The sequence below is a fragment of the Sporosarcina sp. FSL K6-2383 genome (assembly GCF_038618305.1).
GTDB lineage: Bacteria > Bacillota > Bacilli > Bacillales_A > Planococcaceae > Sporosarcina.
The window spans coordinates 84,864-108,859 of record NZ_CP152017.1; the positions used below are offsets into that span (position 1 = coordinate 84,864).

24 protein-coding genes are annotated in these 23,996 nt (G+C 42.1%); 8 read left to right on the forward strand and 16 right to left on the reverse strand.

Annotation, left to right across the window (positions count from 1 at the left end; translation table 11 throughout):
* Window positions 1-35: 35 nt before the first annotated feature.
* The 4 genes from hflX to MKZ10_RS00490 form a co-directional block, all read right to left on the reverse strand.
* Window positions 36-1,310: a GTPase HflX gene (gene hflX, locus MKZ10_RS00475; RefSeq protein WP_342506830.1), complete on the reverse strand. Its 1,275-nt coding sequence runs from the start codon at window positions 1,308-1,310 to the stop codon at window positions 36-38.
* Window positions 1,311-1,392: 82 nt separating this feature from the next.
* Entirely contained in the window at window positions 1,393-2,076 is a 684-nt protein-coding gene (locus tag MKZ10_RS00480) for a VOC family protein (RefSeq protein WP_342506831.1), read from the reverse strand.
* Between the two features lie 62 nt (window positions 2,077-2,138).
* A complete protein-coding gene (gene putP, locus MKZ10_RS00485; protein ID WP_342506833.1) occupies window positions 2,139-3,623 on the reverse strand; it encodes a sodium/proline symporter PutP in 1,485 nt (494 codons plus the stop codon).
* A 384-nt stretch (window positions 3,624-4,007) separates the two neighbouring features.
* A complete protein-coding gene (locus tag MKZ10_RS00490) occupies window positions 4,008-5,555 on the reverse strand; it encodes an FMN-binding glutamate synthase family protein (RefSeq protein ID WP_342506835.1) in 1,548 nt (515 codons plus the stop codon).
* A gap of 88 nt (window positions 5,556-5,643) precedes the next feature.
* On the opposite strand from MKZ10_RS00490, the gene nfsA reads away from it, so the two are divergent.
* The 3 genes from nfsA to MKZ10_RS00505 all read left to right on the forward strand — a co-directional run bounded on the left by nfsA (window position 5,644) and on the right by MKZ10_RS00505 (window position 9,619).
* A complete protein-coding gene (gene nfsA / locus MKZ10_RS00495; RefSeq protein WP_342506836.1) occupies window positions 5,644-6,375 on the forward strand; it encodes an oxygen-insensitive NADPH nitroreductase in 732 nt (243 codons plus the stop codon).
* A gap of 11 nt (window positions 6,376-6,386) precedes the next feature.
* Entirely contained in the window at window positions 6,387-7,553 is a 1,167-nt protein-coding gene (locus tag MKZ10_RS00500; RefSeq protein WP_342506838.1) for an SAM-dependent methyltransferase, read from the forward strand.
* 842 nt (window positions 7,554-8,395) lie between these two features.
* Window positions 8,396-9,619 carry a copper amine oxidase N-terminal domain-containing protein gene (locus tag MKZ10_RS00505; protein WP_342506840.1) on the forward strand — a complete coding sequence of 408 codons (1,224 nt, stop codon included), beginning with the start codon at window positions 8,396-8,398 and terminating at the stop codon, window positions 9,617-9,619.
* Between the two features lie 277 nt (window positions 9,620-9,896).
* Here MKZ10_RS00505 and MKZ10_RS00510 read toward each other — a convergent pair whose 3' ends face one another.
* Both MKZ10_RS00510 and MKZ10_RS00515 read right to left on the reverse strand, forming a co-directional pair.
* Window positions 9,897-10,412: a hypothetical protein gene (locus MKZ10_RS00510; protein ID WP_342506842.1), complete on the reverse strand. Its 516-nt coding sequence runs from the start codon at window positions 10,410-10,412 to the stop codon at window positions 9,897-9,899.
* Between the two features lie 13 nt (window positions 10,413-10,425).
* Complete coding sequence (locus tag MKZ10_RS00515) at window positions 10,426-11,082, reverse strand: diphthine--ammonia ligase (RefSeq protein WP_342506844.1); 657 nt, start codon at window positions 11,080-11,082, stop codon at window positions 10,426-10,428.
* Between the two features lie 178 nt (window positions 11,083-11,260).
* Here MKZ10_RS00515 and MKZ10_RS00520 point away from each other — a divergent pair, with 178 nt between their 5' ends.
* Window positions 11,261-11,755 (forward strand): RNA polymerase sigma factor, encoded by a 495-nt coding sequence (locus MKZ10_RS00520; protein ID WP_342506846.1) that lies wholly within the window; start codon window positions 11,261-11,263, stop codon window positions 11,753-11,755.
* On the forward strand, window positions 11,752-12,627 hold the full coding sequence (locus MKZ10_RS00525) for a DUF3298 domain-containing protein (RefSeq protein ID WP_342506848.1): 876 nt from the start codon (window positions 11,752-11,754) through the stop codon (window positions 12,625-12,627). The genes MKZ10_RS00520 and MKZ10_RS00525 overlap by 4 nt, the downstream gene beginning before the upstream one ends.
* 48 nt (window positions 12,628-12,675) lie before the next feature.
* On the opposite strand, the gene MKZ10_RS00530 is transcribed toward MKZ10_RS00525, so the two are convergent.
* The 9 genes from MKZ10_RS00530 to MKZ10_RS00570 all read right to left on the reverse strand — a co-directional run bounded on the left by MKZ10_RS00530 (window position 12,676) and on the right by MKZ10_RS00570 (window position 21,245).
* A complete protein-coding gene (locus tag MKZ10_RS00530) occupies window positions 12,676-13,176 on the reverse strand; it encodes a PCYCGC motif-containing (lipo)protein (protein ID WP_342506850.1) in 501 nt (166 codons plus the stop codon).
* 204 nt (window positions 13,177-13,380) lie between these two features.
* Entirely contained in the window at window positions 13,381-13,779 is a 399-nt protein-coding gene (locus tag MKZ10_RS00535; protein ID WP_342506851.1) for an HIT domain-containing protein, read from the reverse strand.
* A 5-nt stretch (window positions 13,780-13,784) separates the two neighbouring features.
* Window positions 13,785-15,167 (reverse strand): class II fumarate hydratase, encoded by a 1,383-nt coding sequence (gene fumC, locus MKZ10_RS00540; RefSeq protein WP_342506853.1) that lies wholly within the window; start codon window positions 15,165-15,167, stop codon window positions 13,785-13,787.
* 33 nt (window positions 15,168-15,200) lie between these two features.
* The gene (locus MKZ10_RS00545; RefSeq protein WP_342506855.1) at window positions 15,201-15,665 is read right to left on the reverse strand and encodes an NUDIX hydrolase; all 465 of its coding nucleotides are present in this window, start codon (window positions 15,663-15,665) and stop codon (window positions 15,201-15,203) included.
* Window positions 15,666-15,778: 113 nt separating this feature from the next.
* Window positions 15,779-16,717, reverse strand: a complete 939-nt coding sequence (locus tag MKZ10_RS00550; protein WP_342506857.1) for an HD-GYP domain-containing protein — start codon at window positions 16,715-16,717, stop codon at window positions 15,779-15,781.
* Window positions 16,718-16,979: 262 nt separating this feature from the next.
* Entirely contained in the window at window positions 16,980-18,251 is a 1,272-nt protein-coding gene (locus MKZ10_RS00555; RefSeq protein ID WP_342506858.1) for an FtsX-like permease family protein, read from the reverse strand.
* Entirely contained in the window at window positions 18,241-18,939 is a 699-nt protein-coding gene (locus MKZ10_RS00560; protein ID WP_342506860.1) for an ABC transporter ATP-binding protein, read from the reverse strand. The genes MKZ10_RS00555 and MKZ10_RS00560 overlap by 11 nt, the downstream gene beginning before the upstream one ends.
* A gap of 198 nt (window positions 18,940-19,137) precedes the next feature.
* The gene (locus tag MKZ10_RS00565; protein WP_342506862.1) at window positions 19,138-20,691 is read right to left on the reverse strand and encodes a flotillin family protein; all 1,554 of its coding nucleotides are present in this window, start codon (window positions 20,689-20,691) and stop codon (window positions 19,138-19,140) included.
* A 20-nt stretch (window positions 20,692-20,711) separates the two neighbouring features.
* Complete coding sequence (locus tag MKZ10_RS00570; protein WP_342506864.1) at window positions 20,712-21,245, reverse strand: hypothetical protein; 534 nt, start codon at window positions 21,243-21,245, stop codon at window positions 20,712-20,714.
* Window positions 21,246-21,635: 390 nt separating this feature from the next.
* On the opposite strand from MKZ10_RS00570, the gene MKZ10_RS00575 reads away from it, so the two are divergent.
* The 3 genes from MKZ10_RS00575 to MKZ10_RS00585 all read left to right on the forward strand — a co-directional run bounded on the left by MKZ10_RS00575 (window position 21,636) and on the right by MKZ10_RS00585 (window position 23,625).
* Window positions 21,636-22,256 carry a DUF47 domain-containing protein gene (locus tag MKZ10_RS00575; protein ID WP_342506866.1) on the forward strand — a complete coding sequence of 207 codons (621 nt, stop codon included), beginning with the start codon at window positions 21,636-21,638 and terminating at the stop codon, window positions 22,254-22,256.
* An 11-nt stretch (window positions 22,257-22,267) separates the two neighbouring features.
* Window positions 22,268-23,266: an inorganic phosphate transporter gene (locus tag MKZ10_RS00580; RefSeq protein WP_342506868.1), complete on the forward strand. Its 999-nt coding sequence runs from the start codon at window positions 22,268-22,270 to the stop codon at window positions 23,264-23,266.
* Window positions 23,267-23,424: 158 nt separating this feature from the next.
* Window positions 23,425-23,625: a cold-shock protein gene (locus MKZ10_RS00585; protein WP_067205063.1), complete on the forward strand. Its 201-nt coding sequence runs from the start codon at window positions 23,425-23,427 to the stop codon at window positions 23,623-23,625.
* An 86-nt stretch (window positions 23,626-23,711) separates the two neighbouring features.
* On the opposite strand, the gene MKZ10_RS00590 is transcribed toward MKZ10_RS00585, so the two are convergent.
* On the reverse strand, window positions 23,712-23,927 hold the full coding sequence (locus tag MKZ10_RS00590) for a hypothetical protein (protein ID WP_342506876.1): 216 nt from the start codon (window positions 23,925-23,927) through the stop codon (window positions 23,712-23,714).
* Window positions 23,928-23,996: the final 69 nt, after the last annotated feature.

Below are 23,996 nucleotides of genomic sequence, written 5' to 3' on the forward strand. Positions count from 1 at the left end.
TGTGTCCCCTGATAAGTCGTTATTCAATGTTTCCTTTAATAACTCACAATAAACTCCTCAAACTTCGTCCGCTCAGAACTATCCATTTCCACCGTCAGCAGCGTACCGTCTTCCTCGTACTCCGTGCTTTTCACGTTCGCTTTATCATTCAGATAAGACACGATATCCCCACGATCGAATGGAACAAGCAGTTTACATGTGCTATATTGGCCAAAAATCTTTTTCTTAATTAATTCGACAAGCTCGTCCAACCCTTTTCCTTCCTTAGCAGAAAGCCAAATACTGTCGTCGCTCACCTCTGGATAGCGAATGCCTGCAAGATCCGCCTTATTATACACATTCAGCGTCTCTACATTTTCCACGCCAACCGCCTGCAAGGTGTCATTCGTTATTTCCATCATATAGCCGTGCTCAGCATTCGACACGTCCACGACATGTAAAAGTAGATCAGCGTCTCGCGCTTCCTCCAACGTGGAGCGGAATGCTTTGACGAGATGGGTAGGTAGCCTTGATACAAAACCAACTGTATCCGTTAATATAAATTGCTTATTATCAATCAGTTTCACATTGCGGACAGATGTATCCAATGTCGCAAATAACATATCTTCTTCGTAGACTTGTTTCGCATTTTCAGCATCCATCTTCAGTAGCAACTTGTTCATGAGCGTGGACTTACCTGCATTCGTATAACCTACAATTGAGACAACAGGTGTACCACTTTTCTTCCGCTGCTTGCGCTGTGTTTCACGTTGGTCCTTGACATGATCTAAATCACGACGAAGTTTAGCAATTTGATCTTCAATTTTACGACGATCCAGCTCGAGCTTCGTTTCCCCAGCGCCTTTATTCTGGAGTCCACCACCTGTACCGCCGCCCCCTTGGCGACCGAGCGAGGCGCGTAAACCAACAAGTCGAGGAAGCATGTATTGCAACTGTGCCAGTTCAACCTGCATCCGAGCCTCATTCGTTCTGGCACGTCTCGCAAAAATGTCCAAGATCAGCATCGTTCGGTCAATGACTTTACACTGTAGCTCCTGCTCCATATTACGAATTTGAGAGGGCGAGAGTTCATCGTTAAAAATGACCAAGTTGGCATCTAATTCTTCATAAAAATTGCGAATTTCTTCGATTTTCCCTTTTCCCACATAATGAGAGGGATGGCGACGTTCTAAGTTTTGCGTCACTTCACCGACTACCTCCACGGCAATCGCTTCCGCTAGATTTTTCAATTCTTCCATCGCATAGGCGAAATGCTCATCTTTTTGCTCATGCACTCCGACAAGCACCGCACGTTCCACTAACACTTCCATCCAACGACTCCTCTCCAACCACACCATAAGTCCATTTATCTTACCATATGTAGATTCACACACCAATTAAGGCGGTTCTTTTCTAGTTAGCCTGCCCAATGACAACATCCGTCAACCTGTCCTTCTCACCTTCATGCTCCACAAACTTCAACAAAACATTTGGCAAGGCAATATCATCGGCATCGCCCACTTTTTGTGACAATAAAATGGCCCACTCTGCTGTTTCTCTTAGCGGATCCTCAACACTGAAGACACATTCCTTAATTTCTAGCTGTTCATTAGCCGTTGAAATCGCGCCATCTTCACGTAACTTGGCAAAACGGATATCCTCCGCATCCTCCCACTCGATAAAAAATGGGTACGGCAATTCATTCGATACGTGTTGATTGACAAACAGCATTTTCCACTTGCGCAACTGACCCGCAGTCGTTCTTCGTTGTGCATCCAATACCCCAGACGTCTGAAATCCCTTATTTTCAATTTCCTCTTTAAACTGCTCAATATCGTCGACAGCTAGACAAATAGTGCCCCACCCCTCACCATCCTGTAAATCGTGTAGCAATAATCTCGGCAATGGATGGTCTACCTGTTCCGCAACATCCTGTCGTTCCACTGACAGCCATTCAATATAGGCATTTTTTACATACAATAATGCATTATGCGTTCCCCATTGCTCATGGCGACCACCTATAACCGCAGACTGTTGTTCCGCAACCCATTCTTCCGGTCTCCGCTTCGAAAAATAAACAACATGATCCAGTTTCATAATTAGAATACCCCCTTCTGAATAAAAGAAAAGCCTGCAGTATGCACTACAGGCTTTCCATCTTATTTATCTTCGCTCAAAATTTTAAGGGCTGCATCGAATTCTTGGTCAATCTCACTATTTTTCTTATAAGTAGCATTACTTACAAGAACTGCGACAATTAAGCAGAGTAAGAAGCCAGGAATGATTTCATAAAGGGTACCTTTTAATACATCAACGTTCCCCCAAATCATAACAGTAACAGCTCCCGTAATCATACCCCATAGTGCACCTTTTGTTGTGAGCTTGCGCCAGTAAAGAGATAGCAAGATGATTGGACCAAATGCAGCACCAAACCCTGCCCAAGCAAATGATACAATACTTAAGATTGATTCATTATTCGGCCAAGCAAGTGCTATCGCTATGACTGAAACAACAAGGACAGACATTCTTCCCAAGAAGACGTAATGCTTATCCGTTGCATCTTTCTTCATAAACGTTTTGTACAAGTCTTCCACAGGCGCCGAAGAGGATACAATCAATTGTGAAGAAATCGTACTCATGACCGCTGCAAGAACAGCCGCAAGCATAATACCTGCAATAAATGGATGGAAAATAATTTGTCCAAGAACGATAAACACCGTTTCATTATCCACCAATGTTGTATTTGTATTTTGCTGGTAATAAGCAATCCCAATAAGTGCAGTTGCAACCGCACCGAACAAACTTAAAATCATCCAGCCAATTCCGATACGACGTGCTTTTTTCGCTTCTTTATGTGAACTAATTGCCATGAAGCGGACGATAATATGTGGCTGACCAAAATAACCCAGTCCCCAAGCAACTGCCGACAATATTCCTAAGAATGAAGCACCTGATACAAAGTTCAATAATTGCGGATCAACTGCACGTATACTTGCCGCTGTTTCCCCAAATCCACCTGTAATGAAAACGCCTACAATTGGAACAAGAAGAAGAGCAAAGAACATAACAATCCCTTGTACCACGTCCGTGTAACTGACCGCTAAAAAACCACCAAATAATGTATAGAAAATAACGACACCAGCGACAATTAGCAAGCCTAAATGATAATCTAAACCGAATGAGCTGAGGAAGAACTTCCCGCCCGCGACCATTCCTGAAGATACATAAAACGTAAAGAAAATAAGAATGATGATACCAGAAGCAATCCGTAATAGACGCGAATTATCTTTTAATCGGCTTTCTAAAAAACTTGGAATCGTAATAGAATCACTTGATACTTGTGTGTAGACACGCAGACGTGGCGCAACAAATACCCAGTTCAAGTACGCACCAACTGTTAACCCAATAGCAATCCAAGCCTCGACCAATCCATTAAGGTAAATGGCACCTGGTAACCCCATCAATAACCAGCCTGACATATCCGCGGCACCCGCACTGAGAGCGGTTACAGCTGGTCCGAGCGCGCGCCCACCAAGCATATAATCCGTTAGATTAGACGTGCGCTTGAAAGCATACCAACCGATGAAAATCATGGCCCCCATGTACAAAACAATAGAAATTAATTGATACATTTCATCCGACATTTTACATCCCCCTTTCGAAAGTTATCTTTATCATACCATTCATTCAGATACTTTAAGATAGTTATTTTTATTTTTTCTCACAATTACTATTTTCCAAGCAAGAAACGACAGATTCATATTATTTCCATTTCATTCCCCGGGAAATAATACTATTTCGACATGTGTATTTACGACAGCATGCGTTATAACTTTTCGTCTGTACCCAATCACTGCTTTTAGGTTTAACATTCTTTTTTTCGGGAATCGTGATAATAAGGTGACAGCATATCTATCTAACATCGTAGAAACAGCCCCGGAATAACTCCCATTCCATATAGAAAAAGCGCATTTCTTGAGGTTGGCAAGGAATACGCTTTTTCTTGTTGAGTACACTAATAGACAGAACTATTCTACAGGAAAAGTTCTCCCTCGCGCATCCTTATAAACGACATGCTGACGGTCGAACTTTGTTGGTGAATCTAGACCCGCAGCCGCTGCAATTCGAAACAACCCTTCTCGCATTGTCAAAATATAATTGGTCACCCGATATTTTTTCTCTTCTACAACAAGTGCTTGCTGTAGTTTTTGATCAGTCGTCGCAACACCTGTCGGGCAATCATTCGTATGGCATTTATGTGCCATAATACAACCGACTGATATCATAAATCCACGAGCAATCTGGACAAGATCCGCCCCCATCGATAGGGCGATTGCCGCGCGATCAGGTGTTGTAATCTTACCCGACGCGATAATTTTCACGCTATCGCGCACTCCATATTTCTTTAAGGCATCATCCAAGAGAATCAGTGACGAACGAAGTGGTAAACCAACACTATCTGCTAAATCCTGATACGTCGCGCCCGAACCACCTTCTCCACCATCTAAAGATATAAAATCCGGTCCCATACTTGTTTCATGCATGAATGATGCCAACTCTTCGGCATCCTGCTTACTACCAATGACAACCTTCATGCCTACTGGCTTCCCAGAATGCAAACGGATTTTATCGATAAAATCAAATAAGGTCGGATAGTCATCAAACTGATGGAAACGGTTTGGACTGTTGATTGTCGTATAGGGTACGACATTACGAATCTCAGCAATTTCTTCCGTCACTTTCTCCCCTTCGACGTGTCCGCCGCGCATTTTTGCCCCTTGCGCTAACTTAATCTCAAATGCCTTGACCTGCGAAATTTCAGCTTTTTCACGTAGCCGCTCCCAACTAAACTCGCCATCTTCCGTTCGGAATCCAAACAATCCCGAGCCAATTTGCGCAATAATATCTGCTCCACCAGCTAAATGGTGTCGCGAAAGACCACCTTCACCGGTATTCATCCAAGCACCCTTCGCCATGCCGATCCCTTTCGACAACGCTGTAATCGCATTTTCCCCTAGTGCACCGTAGCTCATCGCAGATTGACCAAGCATACTGCGCACATGAAAAGGCTGTTGGCAATTCGGTCCGATAATAATTGCATCCTCCTCAGGTAACAGCCAAGGCAATGCCGGTAACTCTTCACGATGCTCTTTCCGTGAAAATAGATAATCACCATCGACGACATAGCGCATTGTATCCACAAGTCCATCATTATCTACACGCATTTCTTCATTTTGTTTCGTAAACATCGCATTGCGGATAAAATAACCCGCCTCATTAAAATCTCGCTTCGATCCAAAACCAATGACACTGTTTAAATATTTACCTGGCATGACCATATGCAAATATTCTTCGCGGTTAAACGGTTCGCCATCATTATCATCATCAAACAAATATTGCCGTAACTCTGGCCCCGTTTTCTCCAGCATATAGCGCATCCGCCCTAAAATCGGGTAATTTCGCAGAATAGCGTGTTGCCTTTGCCTTCTGTCATAAAAATAAAGAAAAAGGATAATCACAATCGGCACAATAATTAGCACCAATGTCGTAATTGAAATACTCTCTAACCAAATCATATATCCACCCCTTCTCCAAGCGTTAATAGATGTTTACCACTAATCAAATCTGTTAATCTTATTCTACAGAACTTTTTGGAGGGATTCCATGGTCATCGAATTATTAACTGCACATGCATCCGTGCGAAAATATAAGAACAGTCCACTATCAAAAGAAAATGTAGCCGAACTTGTTCGTGCAGGGCAGCATGCCGCAAGCTCTAATTTTGTACAAGCGTACTCCGTTATCCATGTTACAGACGCCGACAAACGGGCGAAGCTAGCTGAACTCGCGAAAAATCCACAACAAATTTTATCGGCAGGTGCCGTGCTTGTTTTCTGTATGGATTTTCATCGCATTCAACAAGGCGCGATTTCCCTTGGGAAAGAAATTGATTTTTCACACGCAGAAAACCTACTTGTCGGTGTGACAGATGTCGCCCTATTCGCCCAAAACGTCGCGATTGCGGCGGAATCACAGGAATACGGTATTTGCTATATCGGCGGCGTGCGTAATGCCCCCGAAGAAATTAGTATACTGTTCAACCTACCCACAGGCGTTGCACCCCTATTTGCTATGACGATAGGTGTTCCCGACGAGGCAAATGAAGTGAAACCGAGATTGCCGATAGAAGCCATCCTTCACGAAAATAACTATGATTATGATAAATATAAAGACATCATCCCTATTTATGATGAAATCATGAATGACTATTACCAAGGCCGCGGCTCAAACCAGAAAAACGCCGCTTGGTCCGACTCTATGGCACAGTTTTTAGGCACACCCAAACGGACTCATATGAAGGACTTTTTGAAAAAACAGGGATTTGAATTTAACTAGGAGTGATCAGTATGACATTTGAAGAATTACTAGAAGTACTTACACATCGTATAACAGATGGGTCTTTCATTAACGCAACCATCAGCCAACCCCGTACAAAAACAGACGAATTGAAGCGGGTAAAAGTAAAACCTGTAGAAATAAAAGGGCAGCTACACATCCAATTTGAATATCAGTATGAACGCATTTTAAAACACGACAATGTCACACCCGATAAATTACAGAGCCATTTACAACAACTGCTTGAACGTTTCAAACAAATTCACGCCGAGTTTTCAGACGAAAAAATCCATGTCCAATTATCTAAAAAATTCAAGGTGATGTGGAAATCGGACAAAGTGAGCTCTGGAAAAGTGGCAGATTTGTCTCACAACCGGAAGAAAAATTATTTATTGGACGAAAACACACCATATCCATTTCTTGTACGACTTGGTGTTCAAACACCCGATGGTAAAGTGAAAAAGCAAAAACACGATAAATTTAGGCAAATTAATCGCTTCGTTGAATTTATTGACGACTCACTTACCCATTTGCCAAAAGACCGCACTGTACGTATTCTAGATTTTGGCTCAGGGAAATCGTATTTGACGTTCGCGCTGTATCATTATTTACGCATCGAAAAAGGACTCGATATTAAAGTAACGGGGCTTGATTTGAAAAAAGAAGTGATTGAGGAATGTAGCCTTATCGCGCAAGATCTTGGTTACGATGATTTGGAGTTTCTTGTCGGTGACATTAACGACTACAATGACGAAACCTCTGTCGATATGGTTGTCACGCTGCATGCCTGCGACGTCGCGACAGATATGGCACTTGCTCGAGCAGTGAAATGGGGAGCAAAAGTCATCTTGAGTGTTCCTTGCTGTCAGCATGAACTGTTCTCTCAAATTAATTCCCCCGCGCTCGACGTCATGCTCCAGCACGGACTCATCAAAGAACGTTTTGCTGCACTTGCTACCGATTCTATACGAGCTGAACTATTATCGCTTGTCGGCTACGAAGCACAATTGCTAGAATTCATTGATATGGAACATACACCGAAAAACGTCTTAATACGGGCTTATCTTACGGGGCGAGAGCCGTCTGCTGATGACCATAAACGATATAGAGACTTTAGAAATTTACTGAATGCTGAGCCATTTTTAGAGAAGGAACTAGGAGATTTGTTGACTAAATAAGCAAACTCCCTCCACGTTTACTTTAATGTGGAGGGAGTTTTTGGTCATCACTTTATCTGATTAAACTCTTCTTCAGTGACCTCCAATTGCGTCTAGGTTTTGAATTGTGCTTGCGCAATTAACTCCCTTCAAAATCTGTGACATCCGCCGGAGGCTTAACTTGAATCAGCAGGGAGTTTGGACTTCTGCCGATTCAAGTTAAAATTTCCTGTCATAGGTGACCTTGCACTTCTCCAGTCCCTCTTGACACTTCTGTTCGTTTAATTACCCCATCATCTAACTCTTTTCTAAAATAAAAATGATCGCTTTCTTCTTATACTCTTCCCAACCATCGCGCCGACAGAAATGTTCAATTTCTCTCCAACTAGGCATAGCTGATAAGGGACTTACGGTTTCATGATCTGGTTGGGCGAATTGCCCAACACTCTCCAATGTCCCCTGCTGGAATGTCGCAACTGAACTGTTCTCGAAGGGCAACTCCTCCCCAAACTCTTTCTTTAAATATTAGTTTCAATAATAATGGTTCCATGAGAAATTTCTCCTCTAACTTTTTATCTAGCGTGGGCTAATGAGTGCCAACCTACAATGTACCACCCAAAATTTTATCGATTTACCAGTACTGACGTATAGCATCTTAATCTTTAATATACTAGCCGATGACTTTGCAGGCCACCATGAATGTAGGAATGCCGAGCTATTTTTTTCAGCGAATAATAAAATAGTAAATCATTAAAACTTCATTTGCTATCAGACTGGAAAAAATTATCGATTTTTCAGTGGCAAATAAGTTAATTGAATCATATACTGAATATTCAACATTCATTAAGAGAGGAGACTTTAATTTGACTGGTCGATTTTACCGCTTAGTTGTTTGTTTTACTGTCATTTTGATGATTGGTATATGTTCACAACATTGGAAAGCCTCTGCAAACTCATCAGATTCTATCATAAAGATTTTCCTTGATACAAAGATGCTTGAAACGAAAACCCCAGCTAAGATTAAAAATGGTACGACATTAGTTCCTGTACGAGCCGTATTTGAGTCCTTAGGCATGAAGGTTGTTTGGGAGTCGAAGAAACAATTGCTGACGGTGAAAGACAATGAGAAGACAGTTACTTTAGTTGTTGGAGAAAAAAAGGCTACAGTAAATAATCAAACCATTACACTCCAAGCGGCAACAGAGAATATTGACGGGACCTTGCAAGTGCCGCTCCATTTGATTGGGGATGCGACGGGGGCTATTGTTTACTGGGATCCCTATGTCGCGGAGGTTTCTATTCTTACAACGAAATTCATAAAAGACAATAATATTGATAAGGTAGAGTTGGATAAAGAGGTCAAAGAGTATTTAGATTCGAAAGCAAGGGAAGAGGCTGCTAAGAAAAAGGAGGATTCAAAGCCTAAAATCCCCAAAAAAACAGCAACTCCTGTAGATTTGACTAAATTAAATGGTATGTATACTGGATTCCGTGATGATTTTGGAGGGTATGAATGTGGCGGCATGTGCTGGGACACCTACACCTTCTTGCCGAATAAAAAAGTTCTAATCGGCCCGCCAGCAAATGGAGGTCCAGAAACGATTGATTGTAAAAAAGAGAAATGCCTGACGTATTCGATTAGCAAGGGGCAGCTAAAGCTCAGCAACGGTAAATCCTTTCCAATCCAAAAATCAAAAAAGGGTTATCTTATGATAAACAAGACGACGTTAGATAAGGTGCAACCTGTTCCTAAAGGAACTGTTTTTAATAATAAGTATACCTTTATCGGGTACTCTGGCTTAATCGGCGTCACTCCAGCCGCTCGTTCGTGGACATACAAATTGACTCTTAAAGCAAATGGAACATTCGAGCTATCTGGTGTGACTATAGGTAGTTTGACGGCAAACAGTAATATTTCGACACAAACTAGCCATCCTGGAAAAGTAGAAAAGGGGAAATATAAGATTCAAAACAATACGATTACGATGACAGGTAGTGACGGCAAAGTTCATAAATCTTTATTCTTTATTCATGATTCCGACGTAGATGATATTCAAATTGGGACACGTAACTATTATGTCAATTAGGGTCTCCGATTATCGATTATGATTTTATCAAGAGACATAGATGCTAGCTCATCTTCTCGTAGTTTCGGGTGAACCTGTTGTTTCATTTGCCGCAGAAGATTGACATGTAAAAATGGCGTAAACCCGGTAGATGTTTAGTACATCAACCGGGTTTTCAAATGTTATCATTATATTTCACGAAAATGGGGACAGGTCGTAATTATTAAATGAATAGACTCACATCCACATTTCAATCCTTTTTTATAATTCCCCTGCGCACGACTTTCGAAAATCAAAACTACTTTAACTCATCAACATACTTGAAAACATGGGCCCTTACCCGCTCTTTTTCTTCATCCGTTAAATTTTTCGTTTCACCCATTACCACCGATATATCTGGTGCTAAAATAGTCGTCGGCTCCATCAGTTCGACTTGCTCCTTCCTACTGTCAATAGTATTATGCAACTTCAGTTCTTTCGAGAAAGTGTAGCTGACAATCGTGTTGACATAGTTGCCATTCAAATCATAAAAATCCGTGATGGACGATACTTCTGCGTGCAATTTACTATTCCATTCTTTGAAGAGAACGACGCTGTTCTCTCTTTTATATCCTGTTTTCACATAGAGGCCTGAACTGTTTGGCGTATCGGACATTGTTTCAATCGTGAACGCTTCCACATGTTCGACCACCTCTGCTTCACTACAGGCAACCAGTAATAAAGCCATCCCTAACATAAAAAATAATTTCCGCATAGACCCCCAGCTCACCGGAACATTATATTGACTATATTTCCCAAACCCCATTTCCTTCATCGCTCCCCCTTCCCTATTCCAACGTCACATCCAAAAACACATACTCATCCCGTTCATGCTGCCCTGAAAAAATGACTGGCACACGCCCGCTGAAAATCGGTCCGTCTACGACAACTGTATGGAATTCACCTGATTCCCCACACGAATCAATACCGAGTGCATCCAATTCATCCATCAGCTCCACAGTAAATTTACGCCCTATAAAGTGTGCAGGCATCATCTTTGTGTTGACAACAACAATATAGGCCTCGAATCCAGCTACAACGAATTCCTCTAACAAGCTACGGCGCGGTTCAAGCCATAATGGGTGCACCGCTTCCATTTCAACCTTTGCACATGTTTTCTGCACCCATTGCAAATGATCTTCAAGGTCGATATCTCCGAAAACAGCGTGGTCAATGCCTAGTCCCTTACAGGCCAGCATGGCATCCAAAAACTGTTCTTCATAGCTACTCCAACTTGCACCCCGAATCATCAAAGGCACACCCAATTTTTCCGCTTGCGCTTCAACAACTGCAAAAGGTAATGCATGCGATTTGGACCGTTCTTCATCCTCTTCAAACATTGTCCATAATCGCTTCGAAATGCCTCCTGCTTGTTCCGTTCGATAATACGCCATCGCGGAATCTTTTCCACCACTCCATGACGCGACAAATGATATGCCTTTCATTTCGCACGCTCCTCACCTTGCTCTTGTATTTATTTTACCATAGCATTACGATTATCTTACAAAAAATTCCGTGAACTAGAACACTTTCATAAAACCAAACTTTTCACAGCTATGCCCCGTCAAATAACTGTAACGTGTTCGCGACATGTTGAAAAATGGAGAAGGTGAATCTTTTGTCATGACAAAAAATGAGAAGTTTGAACTAGTAGAACAGTTTATAGTCGAAAATCGCGAAGCCCATTATCGGCTGGCGTATAGCTATGTACGCAATAAAGAAAATGCACTCGATATTGTGCAAGATGCCATTGTGAAAGCACTGCATTCAGTGGATCGACTCGATGAAATCGCTTATATGAAAACGTGGTTCTATCGGATTGTCATCAATACCGCTATTGATTTTATTCGCAAGCATCAACGGGTAACAGTGATGGAAGATGATGTTCTCGGTAGCTTTTTGCCGCAGCAGGAAGACGAGTTCACTGATATGGACTTGCAACAGGCCATCGACCAGCTACCGCCAAAACATAGGACCCTCATCATTCTACGATTTTTTGAGGATTTGAAGATTGATGAAATCGCTGAAGTGACGGGCGACAACGTCAATACAGTCAAAACGAGATTGTATACAGCTTTGAAAAAATTACGCATCGAGGTCGGAGAGGAGTTCAGATGATGAAGAAACTAGACAAGTTAAAAAAGGATTATAAGGACACGGAAATCCCACCCGAATTAGGGGATATTGTCAACGCATCCATCCAAAAAGCAAAGGCTTCACGTAAGAAACGTCCCGCACTTAAACAGTGGACACTTGGGGCCGCAGCAGCTGCTGCTCTTTTCATCGGCAGCATCAATATGAGTCCATCATTCGCACAGGCAATGGCCAATGTTCCCGTACTTGGCGCATTCGTCAACGTCTTAACCGTGCAACAATTGACGGTGGATAAGGAAACCTATCAAGCAGATATTTCTACACCTGCAATTGACGGATTGGCAGATAAAGAGCTACAAGCAGCATTAAACAATAAATATATCAAAGAAAACAAAGCGCTCTTTGAACAATTTGAACAGGACGTTGCGGAAATGGAAAAATCGGGGGATGGTCATCTTGGCGTGATGGCTGGATATGAAATTAAAACAGATACAGATCAGCTACTATCCATCGCACGCTATGAAGTAAACATCGTCGGGTCTTCTTCAACCATTATGACCTATGATACGATCGATAAAGAGAACAGTATTTTAATCACATTGCCAAGCCTTTTTAAAGACAAGAGTTATGTCGATGCCCTTAGCTCATACATCTTGGGTGAAATGACACAGCAAATGACAACTGATGAAAATATCGTGTACTTTTTAAAAGACGAGTCGCAGGAAGGCTTTGAAAAAATTAGATCCGATCAAGATTTCTATATTACGGCTGATAATAAGCTCGTTATTTCATTCCAAAAATACGAAGTCGCACCTGGCTCTATGGGCATCGTGACGTTTGAAATTCCGACAGACGTTTTGGATGGACATTTGGTAAGTGATACGTATATTAAATAAGTCACAAAAAAAGCAGACACGCAATTATGTCTGCTTTTTGCTAATTATTTAAGACGGCATTTTCGTATCAGTTGGTTGCGCGTAGCCTTCTTTATACGTTTCGTCAATAAAGTTACGTACTTCTGTCAATGATTTTCCTTCTTGCGTCATCTTGACAGATTGTACCGCAATTTCAAGGCAAACTTGGCAACGTGTGCCGTGGTCGTCCCAAACAACAGACCCGTCTTCACGTATCTCATCGATGAAACAGTTTGTGTTACTCTCATGTCCTGCACTATCGCCGCAACCACAATAACATGGCATATAGTCAAGGATGTCCGTTGCTGTTCCCGCAACTTGGTAGACGAGGCGCATCTCTTCTGATTTATCATCTAAAAAAGCTGGCAACTCTGCAGCAGAGGCCGTTACTTCCTGTAAATCACCGTTTGGTAATTGCTTATGTTGTCCCGCTTCCAAATGGCCTGTTTCATGATCTGTTTCAGCGTTCTGACCACATGCTGCGAGGACAAGTGTCATAGCAAATAAAATGAGCATCAATCGTTTTTTCATGATATGTCCACTCCCCATTTTCTTATATACAATCCATCATAGCCCAAAACGATAATTTGATGGGTTACAGAATTGTGGACAATAACGAAAAGCGTAGGGCGCCCGTTAGACGCGACAGGCATAAGTCGATCTAGCGACGTGGCGCCCTTTGCCACACAGCTAGATTGCTTATGACCCGAGCGGCTGGTGCCTGTAGCTGGACAATTAGGAGTTTCGTCGATTGTCTTGTTGTTTAATCCAATGACGAATGCCTTTCCCAGCATGGGGCTCGTCTAAAAAGCGAGGAATGACATGTAAATGTGCATGCGGAATGGACTGACCGCCCGTTTTCCCAGTATTCCAACCGACTGAATAACCATCATGTCCATGCCGCTCTTCCAAAAAGGTCTTTGTTTTTAATAGGAGTTCCCGCGTATCATTCCATTCTTCCGCCGTTAACGAAAACACGTCTTGCACATGCCGTTTCGGAACAATTAAACCGCTTCCTTCCAAAACTTGTTGCTCGGAAGGTTTTTGAATATAAGCGCATGTAGCGTTCTCGAAAATAATTTGTTGCTCTGGATCTGCGAGCAAATTACAATACGGGCATTCTGTTTTGTACATGCTCCTTATCGCCCAATCATTTTCGACGGATCAACATATTCGTCAAACTGCTCTTCCGTCAACAAGCCTGTTTTCAGTGCCGCCTCTTTCAGCGTCGTACCTTCTGCATGGGCAGTTTTGGCGATTTTCGCTGCATTTTCATAACCGATATATGGATTAAGTGCTGTCACAAGCATCAATGAATTTTGCACTTTGTTCGCGATTTCTTCTCGATTCGGCTCAATGCCAACTGCACAGTTATCATTGAAGCTAATCATTGCATCACTTAATAACGTCACAGATTGCAGGAAGTTAAAGATGATAACAGGTTTGAAAACATTCAATTCAAAGTTCCCTTGACTTGCCGCAAAACCAATTGTTGCGTCATTCCCCATCACTTGCGCAACGACCATCGTCAACGCTTCACTTTGTGTCGGATTCACTTTCCCAGGCATAATGGAACTCCCAGGTTCATTTTCAGGAATCGTAATTTCACCAATTCCCGAACGCGGTCCACTTGCCAGCCAGCGTACATCGTTAGCAATTTTCATGAGGTCTGCCGCGAGTGCTTTGATGGCACCGTGAACGTATACGACTTCGTCATAGCTCGTTAATGAATGGAATTTATTTTGTGCAGATGTGAACTCAATGCCTACTGCTTTACTAATTTCTTCTGCAACACGGTCACCAAATCCAGCGGGCGCATTCAAACCTGTCCCAACTGCTGTGCCGCCAATCGCTAATTCTTTCATGGATTCAACACTATCTGTAATCATTTTTTCCGTTTTCTCCAACATGCGATGCCAGCCACTAATTTCTTGGCCAAGTGTCAACGGTGTTGCATCTTGCAAATGCGTACGCCCAATTTTAATAATATCCATGAACTCTACCGATTTTTTACTAAGTGTTGCTTTCAACTGACCGATAGCCGGTACGAGCTGCTGTTGGACAGCCACAACACCTGCAACATGCAAGGCTGTTGGGAACGTGTCATTCGAACTTTGCGATTTATTGACATCATCGTTTGGATGAAGACGTTCTTCCTCGCCCCACTTCTCCAGCAATTGATTGCCACGATTGGCTAACACTTCGTTCATATTCATATTCGATTGTGTTCCACTACCTGTTTGCCAAACGACGAGCGGGAAATGATCATCTAATTCTCCGGCAATCACTTCATCTGCAGCAGCAGAAATTGCTTTCATTTTTGCCGCTGAAAGAGCGCCATTTGCGTGGCTTGCGATAGCTGCTGACTTTTTCAAATGAGCAAATGCCCGGACGACACCAATCGGCATTCTTTCCTCACCAATTTTAAAGTTTTGCTTACTACGCTGTGTTTGCGCACCCCATAACTTGTCCGCAGGTACTTTAATTTCACCAAATGTATCATGCTCAATACGATAATCCATTTCGCCATCACCTTTCGAGTATAAGTGTTTTCATTATCTCATGACCGGCAACTTTTTTTCATGCGCCCAGTCCTGGATGAATGCTTTTTGTCTCGGATTTAAGTTTGCCGGTAAGTTATCTTTGCTGTAAAAACGATGTGCTTTGCTTTCAGCGCCACCCTGCCTGAGCTCTCCTTGATAGTGATTCGTATGAAAAATAACTTGCACACTGTATACTTGATCGCCATTCGGATACGTGACATAACAGGACTCTCCGGAATAAAGACCAAACAACTGCAACCCTTCCACATGCAATCCCGTTTCTTCGTAAGCCTCCCGTATGGCCGTCTCTTCAAATGTTTCCCCTGGTTCCATGACGCCACCTGGGATACACCAATTATCTTCATCTGTACGGTGTTGAAGTAAAATTCCATCCTCATTCGTAATAATGACGCCACAGCCCACTGTTAAAAGTTGTTCCTTGCCAATCATTTTTCTCATTGTTTGTATGTAGTCCATTGGATTTCCTCCTTAATACGTGCATGAAAGGGTTCGATTGGCCGTATTTCTGTGCTCTTTGCAGAAATTAAGGCACACATTTAAACCTAGGCGAACCTTGGTCGCCTAGGTCTTTACTTCCACTTAAACTGCTTACTTTCCAATATTTCAATAAATGCATCGACTACTTTGGGATTAAACTGAGTCCCTTTGCCAGCCTTCAGCTCGTCCACAGCTTCTTTTATCGGATAAGCTTTTTTATAGGGGCGGTCAGTTGTCATGGCGTCAAAAGCGTCAACGACTGAAACAATAGCCGCTTCCAATGAGATTTCGTTGCCCTTTAAACCATACGGATAGCCTTTTCCATCATGTCTTTCATGATGCTGTTCAACAATATGTGCAGCATCCTTTAACCATTCAACAGAATGCTCACGCATGATTTTGGCGCCTTCCGTTGTATGAGTCTTCATAATTTTCCACTCTTCTGCCGTCAATTTACCAGGCTTATTTAATATTTCAATAGGCACCATACGCTTGCCTACATCATGAAAATAGGCGCCCCATCTTAGCACAATAAGACTTTGGGTATCCCCGGGCATATCTAAATGCTTCCATACTTCAATTGTATAGTTTTTAATACGATCACAATGATGGTATGTGTAACCGTCTAATGACTCAATTTCTTCAGCTTCTTTTTGAAGCATCTGCATTTCAAAAAAATGTTCCTCATAAGCCTCTGCATCTATTTTCATTAAAAAAGTAGCTTCTGTTTCTCCATAAAAGGATACAGTCTCTTTATAGGAAGAAGCATCGATTACCTCACCAATCTCCACCACACGGCGATACCCAGATACCTCCATTTCTACAACACCTTCTAATAGCATGTAGGTTTCACTTTTGAAGCGTTCTTCGTTATACTTCGCCATAAAAAACTGGTTTTTATGTAATGTTAGAAGGGCATTTGACAACCCTTTCCACCTTCCGAGCAAAATAATTTCAACCGAGCTAAGACGCAAAGTTGGATTTCCTTCTTTTGAATAATTAACAAATGACTTTTTTGATTGGGTTATCATATTCCACCCCCTAAATTATTGAGTGACATTGTTTCTTAATTATAGCAATTGTCACTCAATTTTCCTAGAACAAAATCAACAGTCACTAGCCAAAAGAAAAAGAATCCACTCATGCATGGAATCTTTCCCCTTCTATTTATTCAACTACTTCAGCTACCACTTCTTTTTCAGCAGGCTGTTTCGCATTTGCTGCCTTCACTTCATCCTCCCAAGTAAAATAACGTCTGCGTAGCCTAGACGAAGTGCAGGACATCCTCGATTCTTACAACTCTTGCCTTAGCGCATTAATGACATCTATTTTCGTTGCCTTGCGCGCAGGACGCCATCCTGAAATCATTGCTACTCCAATACTAATGGTCGATGCAATGACAACAAGCTGCCACGGAATGACCGAAAACGTCACTGTCATACTCCCGAAATCCTCCTCACCAAGTGCAGCTGAAACAATGATTGGCAATACATAATTCGACACAGCGCTTACGCCGTATGAAATAATGACCGCAAGCACCGTTCCAACGATACCAATCCAAGCACTTTCCATTAGGAACAGTCGTTGAATCAATTTCGGATTCGCTCCAATCGCTTTCATTACGCCAATTTCACGTGTGCGCTCTGTCACCGCCATCGTCATTGTGTTAAAGATACCAATGGACGCAATGAGAATCGCAATGGTCCCGACGAATACAAGCCCCGCTTTCAGTGCTAAGAAAAAGACGTCCAACTGCTCTAATTCATCCGCAACGGAATAGACATAATAGCCTTCGTCCCTTAGATTCTCCGAAACAGCCTTTACATTCTCCAATTTATCGACATACACATTCGTATCGCCATAAAATAGTTCATACTCCTCTTCGGAAGTTCCTCCTTCCAGACTAGCAGCGTAAATACGTTCAAGCTCCGGCTTAGCGGAAGCGTCTATATATACTTGGTTATCCTGCACCCACTCTTTTGAAGGGTTCGTCCCAATTCCAACAATCGTAAGAGTGAGTTTTTCCTCTGCCTCTCCAATCTGGTACATAAACTGCTCACCTATCAGATTCCCTTCATACGTTTCAACGTCCTCTTCATCCACCTCTTGTTCCCGCATTAAAAATGCCCCGAAATCGCTGCCTACCACAACCTCTGTCATCTTTTCTGGTAAACGTCCCTCTTCCAGCTCAAAGCCAACTTTCCTTTCTTCTGCGAAGTCCGTCACTACGAGCTTATGATTCCCCATATACTCTTTCAATATCGACCCCTGGCTTGCGCCCATGTATTGGCGATTGACAACTGCTTTCACATGTTCATTTTTTTGCAAAGATTCTATATTATTTTCTGGCCTTTGCTCGTCATCCATTCCATGTACTTGAATTTCCGTAATTAAGCGATTGGATAGCATGCCATCGCGAATGGTTTCATGTAGCCCGAATCCGACTGATGCCAGCACAATTAAAAATGCTGTTCCCATCGTTGCTGCAAGCACTGTCATAAAAACACGCATTTTGTTTTTCTTAATATGCTGTCGTACGAAATCAATTTGGTCATTAAATTGCACGTTGCACACCACCTTCTGTTAATTCACCATCATGCATTCTATACACACGGTTAGCTGTTTGAGCCACTTCATCGTCATGCGTAATGATGACAAACGTGATGCCCCTTGTTTGATTCAGCGACTGAATAAGGAGTAAAACGTCCTGCTCCGTTTCTGAATCTAGGCTTCCTGTCGGTTCGTCTGCAAAAATGACAGGTGGATCAGTGATAAGTGCACGTGCAATGCTGACACGTTGCTGTTGACCTCCCGATAATTCATTTGGATAGTGATCTTGTACATCCGTCAAGCCAACACTTTGCATGAGATCCTTCACTTTCTTCCGCCGTTCACTTTTATTGATTCCCTTCAGTTTCAATGGCAATTCAACATTTTCAAATGCGGTTAGACCAGGCATGAGCTGAAAGTTTTGAAAGACAAAGCCGAAATGATCGAGTCTAAACTTAGCACTTTCCAATTCGTTAAATGTAGATGTTTCCACACCTTTGATGATGATTTCCCCACTTTCTGGCGTCAGAAATCCTGCCATAATGTGAAGAAGCGTCGACTTTCCAGATCCACTCTTGCCAACAATCGATACGATTTCACCTTCCGCTACATTAAACGTTAGCCCTTTTAGAACTGGCACACGCTTCTCCTTCCCCTTCTTACCGATCTTGAATGAATGATTTAAATTCCTTATACTAATCATCTATTTCCCTCCAACTTTTACGATTATTATCATAATAAGAGAAAGTTCTTAAGAGATTATGATGATAATAATGAAGATTTTCTTAAGGTTATTATCAAGAGTGTTTTTGGCAAGCTTAGACGGCTCGTTTGCGTGAAAAAACTCCATTAGAAAAAGAGTCCACACGCACCTTCGCGCACAGACTCTTTCCTCTCTTATTTATTCAAATTTGTCGGCTACTACCTCTTGTTCAACTAACTGTTTCGCATTTGCCGCCTTCACTTCATCCGTTAACTGATCAATGCTCGGGCGAATCGTACCTTTGCCAGAATAATTCTCCAGCATTTCCTTCACATCGATACCAGAAGAGGCTTTCAATGTTTCTTGCAACGTAGACATTAAGTTCGTTGCATACGATGTTACTTTATTTGCACCGCCGCCTTCTCCTCCGCCTGTATCGACAACAGTAATTTTGTCGATGTTAGACAATGGACTTGCAATTTCCCTTGCATATTCTGGTAGCATATTCACGATCATATCCAGCATTGCTGCTTGCCCGTATTGTTCGAAGGCTTCAGCGATTTTGCGTTTCGCTTCGGCTTCTGCAAGACCTTTCAGACGAATAATATCCGCTTCCGATTCCCCTTGTGCACGCTGAGAATCAGCTTTCGCCTGCCCATCAAGACGAACTTTTTCTGCATCTGCCGCCGCACGCGCTTCAATACGGTACTTTTCTGCGTCTGCCTCCGTAATTTGTTTTGATTTTTCAGCTTCTGCATTTTGCTCAATCGCATAACGATCCGCATCCGCTTTTTTCTTCACTTCTGAATCATATTGCTTCTCACGACGTAAAATCTCTTTCTCTTCTAGCTCGATTTGCTTTTGACGCTCAATAATCTGAACTTGCATTTCCTGTTCCATAACTTCCTGCTTGGAGACTGCTGTCTGTAATTCATACGCTTGGTCAGCACGCGCTTTCGCTACGTCCTGCTCACGACGGTACTCTGCCACTTTCAACAGATTCTCTTTTTCTGCTTCTGCAATTTCAGTCGCACGCTCAATTTCTGCTTTTTGTGCTTCTTTAGAGGCTTCTGCATTTTTAATACGCGTTTCTTTTTCTGCTTCAACTGTTGCGATATCTGCATCACGTTTTACTTGAGCAATACGCGGCTTCCCAAGTGAGTCAAGGTAACCGTTTTTATCACGTACATCTTTAATTGTAAACGAAACGATAATGAGCCCCATTTTTGATAAATCCTGCGAAGCCACACGTTGTACTTCTTGTGAAAACATATCTCGATTTTTATAAATCTCTTCAACGGTCATGGAACCCAAAATCGAACGCAAATGACCTTCTAATACTTCCTTTGCTTCGTTTTCACGGTCAATCTTTGATTTTCCTAAAAACTGTTCGGCAGCTGTCGCAATTTCTGAGATTGAACCACCAATTTTAATAATTGCTGTTCCATCAGCCATAACCGGAACACCTTGCTCCGTGTAGACCTCCGGCGTCGTCACTTCCAGCTTGCTTGATAATAAGCTAAGTGGTGTCGCTTGTTGGAACACGGGTAGCACGAACGTCCCGCCACCACGGATGATTTTAATGCGATTACCTGACTCATCCGTATGTACATTTTTTGTTCCTAAATAACTACCTGTCACAATTAGTGCTTCATCTGGTCCAACTGTCTTATACTTCGATACATAAACAAGAATGACTGCCAACAAAACAAATGCTACAACTCCAAGCGCAATCCAAATTCCCATATCCATTTTCTTTTCCCCCTTTAATATTACTTAAAACGAAATGGTTCATACTCCTTGACGATGAATGATCCATCCTTCACTTCAATAATGAGTACTTCTTTCCCATACTCAATTGCCCTATTTTCATATCCTACTGCCCTTTTCGATAAAATACCACTTACCGTCTCGATGACAATTTCACCGAAGCCATCTACCGGAACAGGGACAATCACTTTAGCAACCTGCCCCTCCAACGACTCATCTGTATAAGCAAGTGATACCTCAGCCGACCTTATAGGAAGAAGTACAAAAATATACAACAAGAAATCGAGTACAGCCGCGATAACTAACGCGATTACGATAATGATTCCACTGTTCAAGGCTGTAACAAGCTCCAGTATATAACCACCAGCTGCGGCAAGTGTTATGAACGCAAGTATAATTGCTGGATCTAACAATGGACTTGCCTCACCAATACCTTCTGTCATATCACTGAAAAAGATGTACAGCACCGTCGCAAGGCCCGCAACGATCAATACAACCAAATATACTTGCACAATCGGCATCCCAAACAGTTCCATTCCATCACCTCCACTTCCACTTTTTTGCCTTACTATTATATACGGACAGTTTTGTAATAAGTTTCAATTTGCTAATAAATTAATTTTTTCATTCCAATTCGTGATGCTGACTATGCTACTAGTGATTGTTTGCCTTGTTCTTTAGAGGTAAATTGCTAATGGCACTTGACTGGGGCACTGTACACTTTGTTAATCTTTTTGAATAAGGGCACGCTAAAGAAGTACATTTAAATTACCGAATTATTACTTTTCAAAAGCGCAACCCTGTTTCTGTAAAAGTTTTGTTACATTTATGTAAATGTCGTCGAATTTTGTCCCAATCCTAAATAGTATTTGCTATGATAGGAAGGTTCATTAATATATTTCCGGAAACGGATGGAGGCATAACTGATGTTAAAACCACGTAAAACCGATCCTTTTTTCACAGCACTGTTAACAATTGCAGAAAATGTGCAAGAAGCGGTCCATTATGCAGACAACTTTAAAGTAGTCACTGTCGCTGACTTGAAAGAAGTAAGCATTAAGCTCAAGAATTATGAGACAGAAGGTGACACACTTATTCACGAGCTCATTTCAAAGCTCAATAAATCGTTCATGACACCAATTGAACGGGAAGACATTTTACAGTTGGCTATTAAGATGGACGATGTCCTCGATGGCATCGAGCATTTTGCAGCCCATCTTGAAATGTTCTCTCTTACCGAAATTGACGAGTATGTGCAAAAATTCATGGAAAATATCGTGAAAAGTACTGATGAAATTGTAAAAGCTATGCAATTACTTGCAAGAAAAAAACTGGAAGCGATGCGTGACCACGCCGTGCTTATCAAAGAGTATGAACGGATTTGCGACGAAGTATTTCGTACCTCCATCAAACAGCTTTTTATTAATGAAAAAGACCCAATTCGCATAATCCAGTTCAAAGACATTTACGAACAACTTGAAGATATTGCGGATTACTGCCAAGACGTTGCCAATACAATTGAAACAATCATTATGCGCAACGCGTAAGGGGGAGAACTATGGATACAATTCTTTTCCTCACGATACTGGTCGTTGTTTTTGCGCTCGCTTTTGATTTCATCAACGGATTTCATGATACAGCAAACGCCATTGCGACATCCGTTTCCACACGTGCATTAAAACCGAGGACCGCTATTTTTATGGCAGCTATTATGAACTTTGTCGGTGCACTCACATTTACCGGCGTAGCAAAAACCATTTCCAAAGATATCGTCGATCCATTCGTTCTGACAAATGGTTCGCTCATTATCTTGGCAGCTCTTACATCCGCAATCGCTTGGAATTTGATTACATGGTATTTCGGAATTCCATCCAGCTCATCACATGCACTAATCGGATCTATCGCTGGAGCAGCTATTTCTGCAGCTGGATTCGGTATTTTAAATTACGAAGGCTTTTTGAAAATATTACAGGCGCTTCTCATTTCCCCGTTCCTCGCGCTTGCAGTCGGCTTCCTCATGATGTCGTTGTTCAAGGTTTTATTTAAAAACAGGAATTTGTTTAAAGCAAATACACGATTTCGCTATCTACAGATCGGAACGGCTGCACTGCAAGCCTTCACGCACGGTACGAACGATGCACAAAAAGCAATGGGGATTATAACAATGGCGCTTATCTCAGCTAATTTACAGACTGGGGACGATATTCAGCTTTGGGTCCGTATTGCCGCAGCAACTGCGATGGGGCTCGGAACGGCAATCGGTGGGTATAAAATTATCAAGACTGTCGGCAGTAAGATTACGAAGATTCGTCCTGTGAATGGAGCGGCAGCTGACTTATCATCTGCTATGATTATTTTCGGAGCGACACTTATCCACTTACCTGTTAGTACAACCCATGTTATTTCTTCAGCAATCATGGGATCAGGGGCGGCTCAACGAGTTAAAGGCGTTAACTGGGGCGTTGCTAAAAAAATTGTTATGACATGGATCATTACATTGCCAATTTCAGCAACACTTGCTGCGATTGTCTATCAGGTTCTTAATTTGTTTTTTTAAATTGATCATTTCACTTGCATTCCCATTTAGGCTCTGCTATGATAAAGAAGAATTATTTTTGTTCGGCGCGATGGTCTCGAATACATCTTGACCGCTTCAAGACTTGAGCAAGGATAGTAACACAATGTATGCACATAGCATACGAGGAGGAAACAAACATGGAACAAGGTAAAGTAAAATGGTTTAACGCAGAAAAAGGTTTTGGCTTCATCGAACGTGAAGATGGCGACGACGTATTCGTACACTTCTCAGCTATTCAAGGAGAAGGCTTCAAGTCTCTTGAAGAAGGCCAAGATGTAACGTTTGAAATCGAGCAAGGCCAACGTGGTCTTCAAGCTACAAACGTTAACAAAAACTAATTTTAATTAACCATTCAAAACCCAGTCCTTTCGAGGATTGGGTTTTTTCTTTGTATAGACAGTTTTTCTTTGCCATGACAGTTTGACTAATCTCCATTACAGTTTCCACTTGCCATGACAGTTCGACCAACCCCCATCACAGTTTCCACTTTTGCCATGACAGTTTGACTAATCTCCATTACAGTTTCCACTTGCCATGACAGTTTGACCAACCCCATCACAGTTTCCACTTTTGCCATGACAGTTCGGCTAATCTCCATTACAGTTTCCACTTTTGCCGTGACAGTTTGACTAATCTCCATTACAGTTTCCACTTGCCGTGACAGTTCGGCTAATCCCCATTACAGTTTCTACTTTCGCCGTGACAGTTT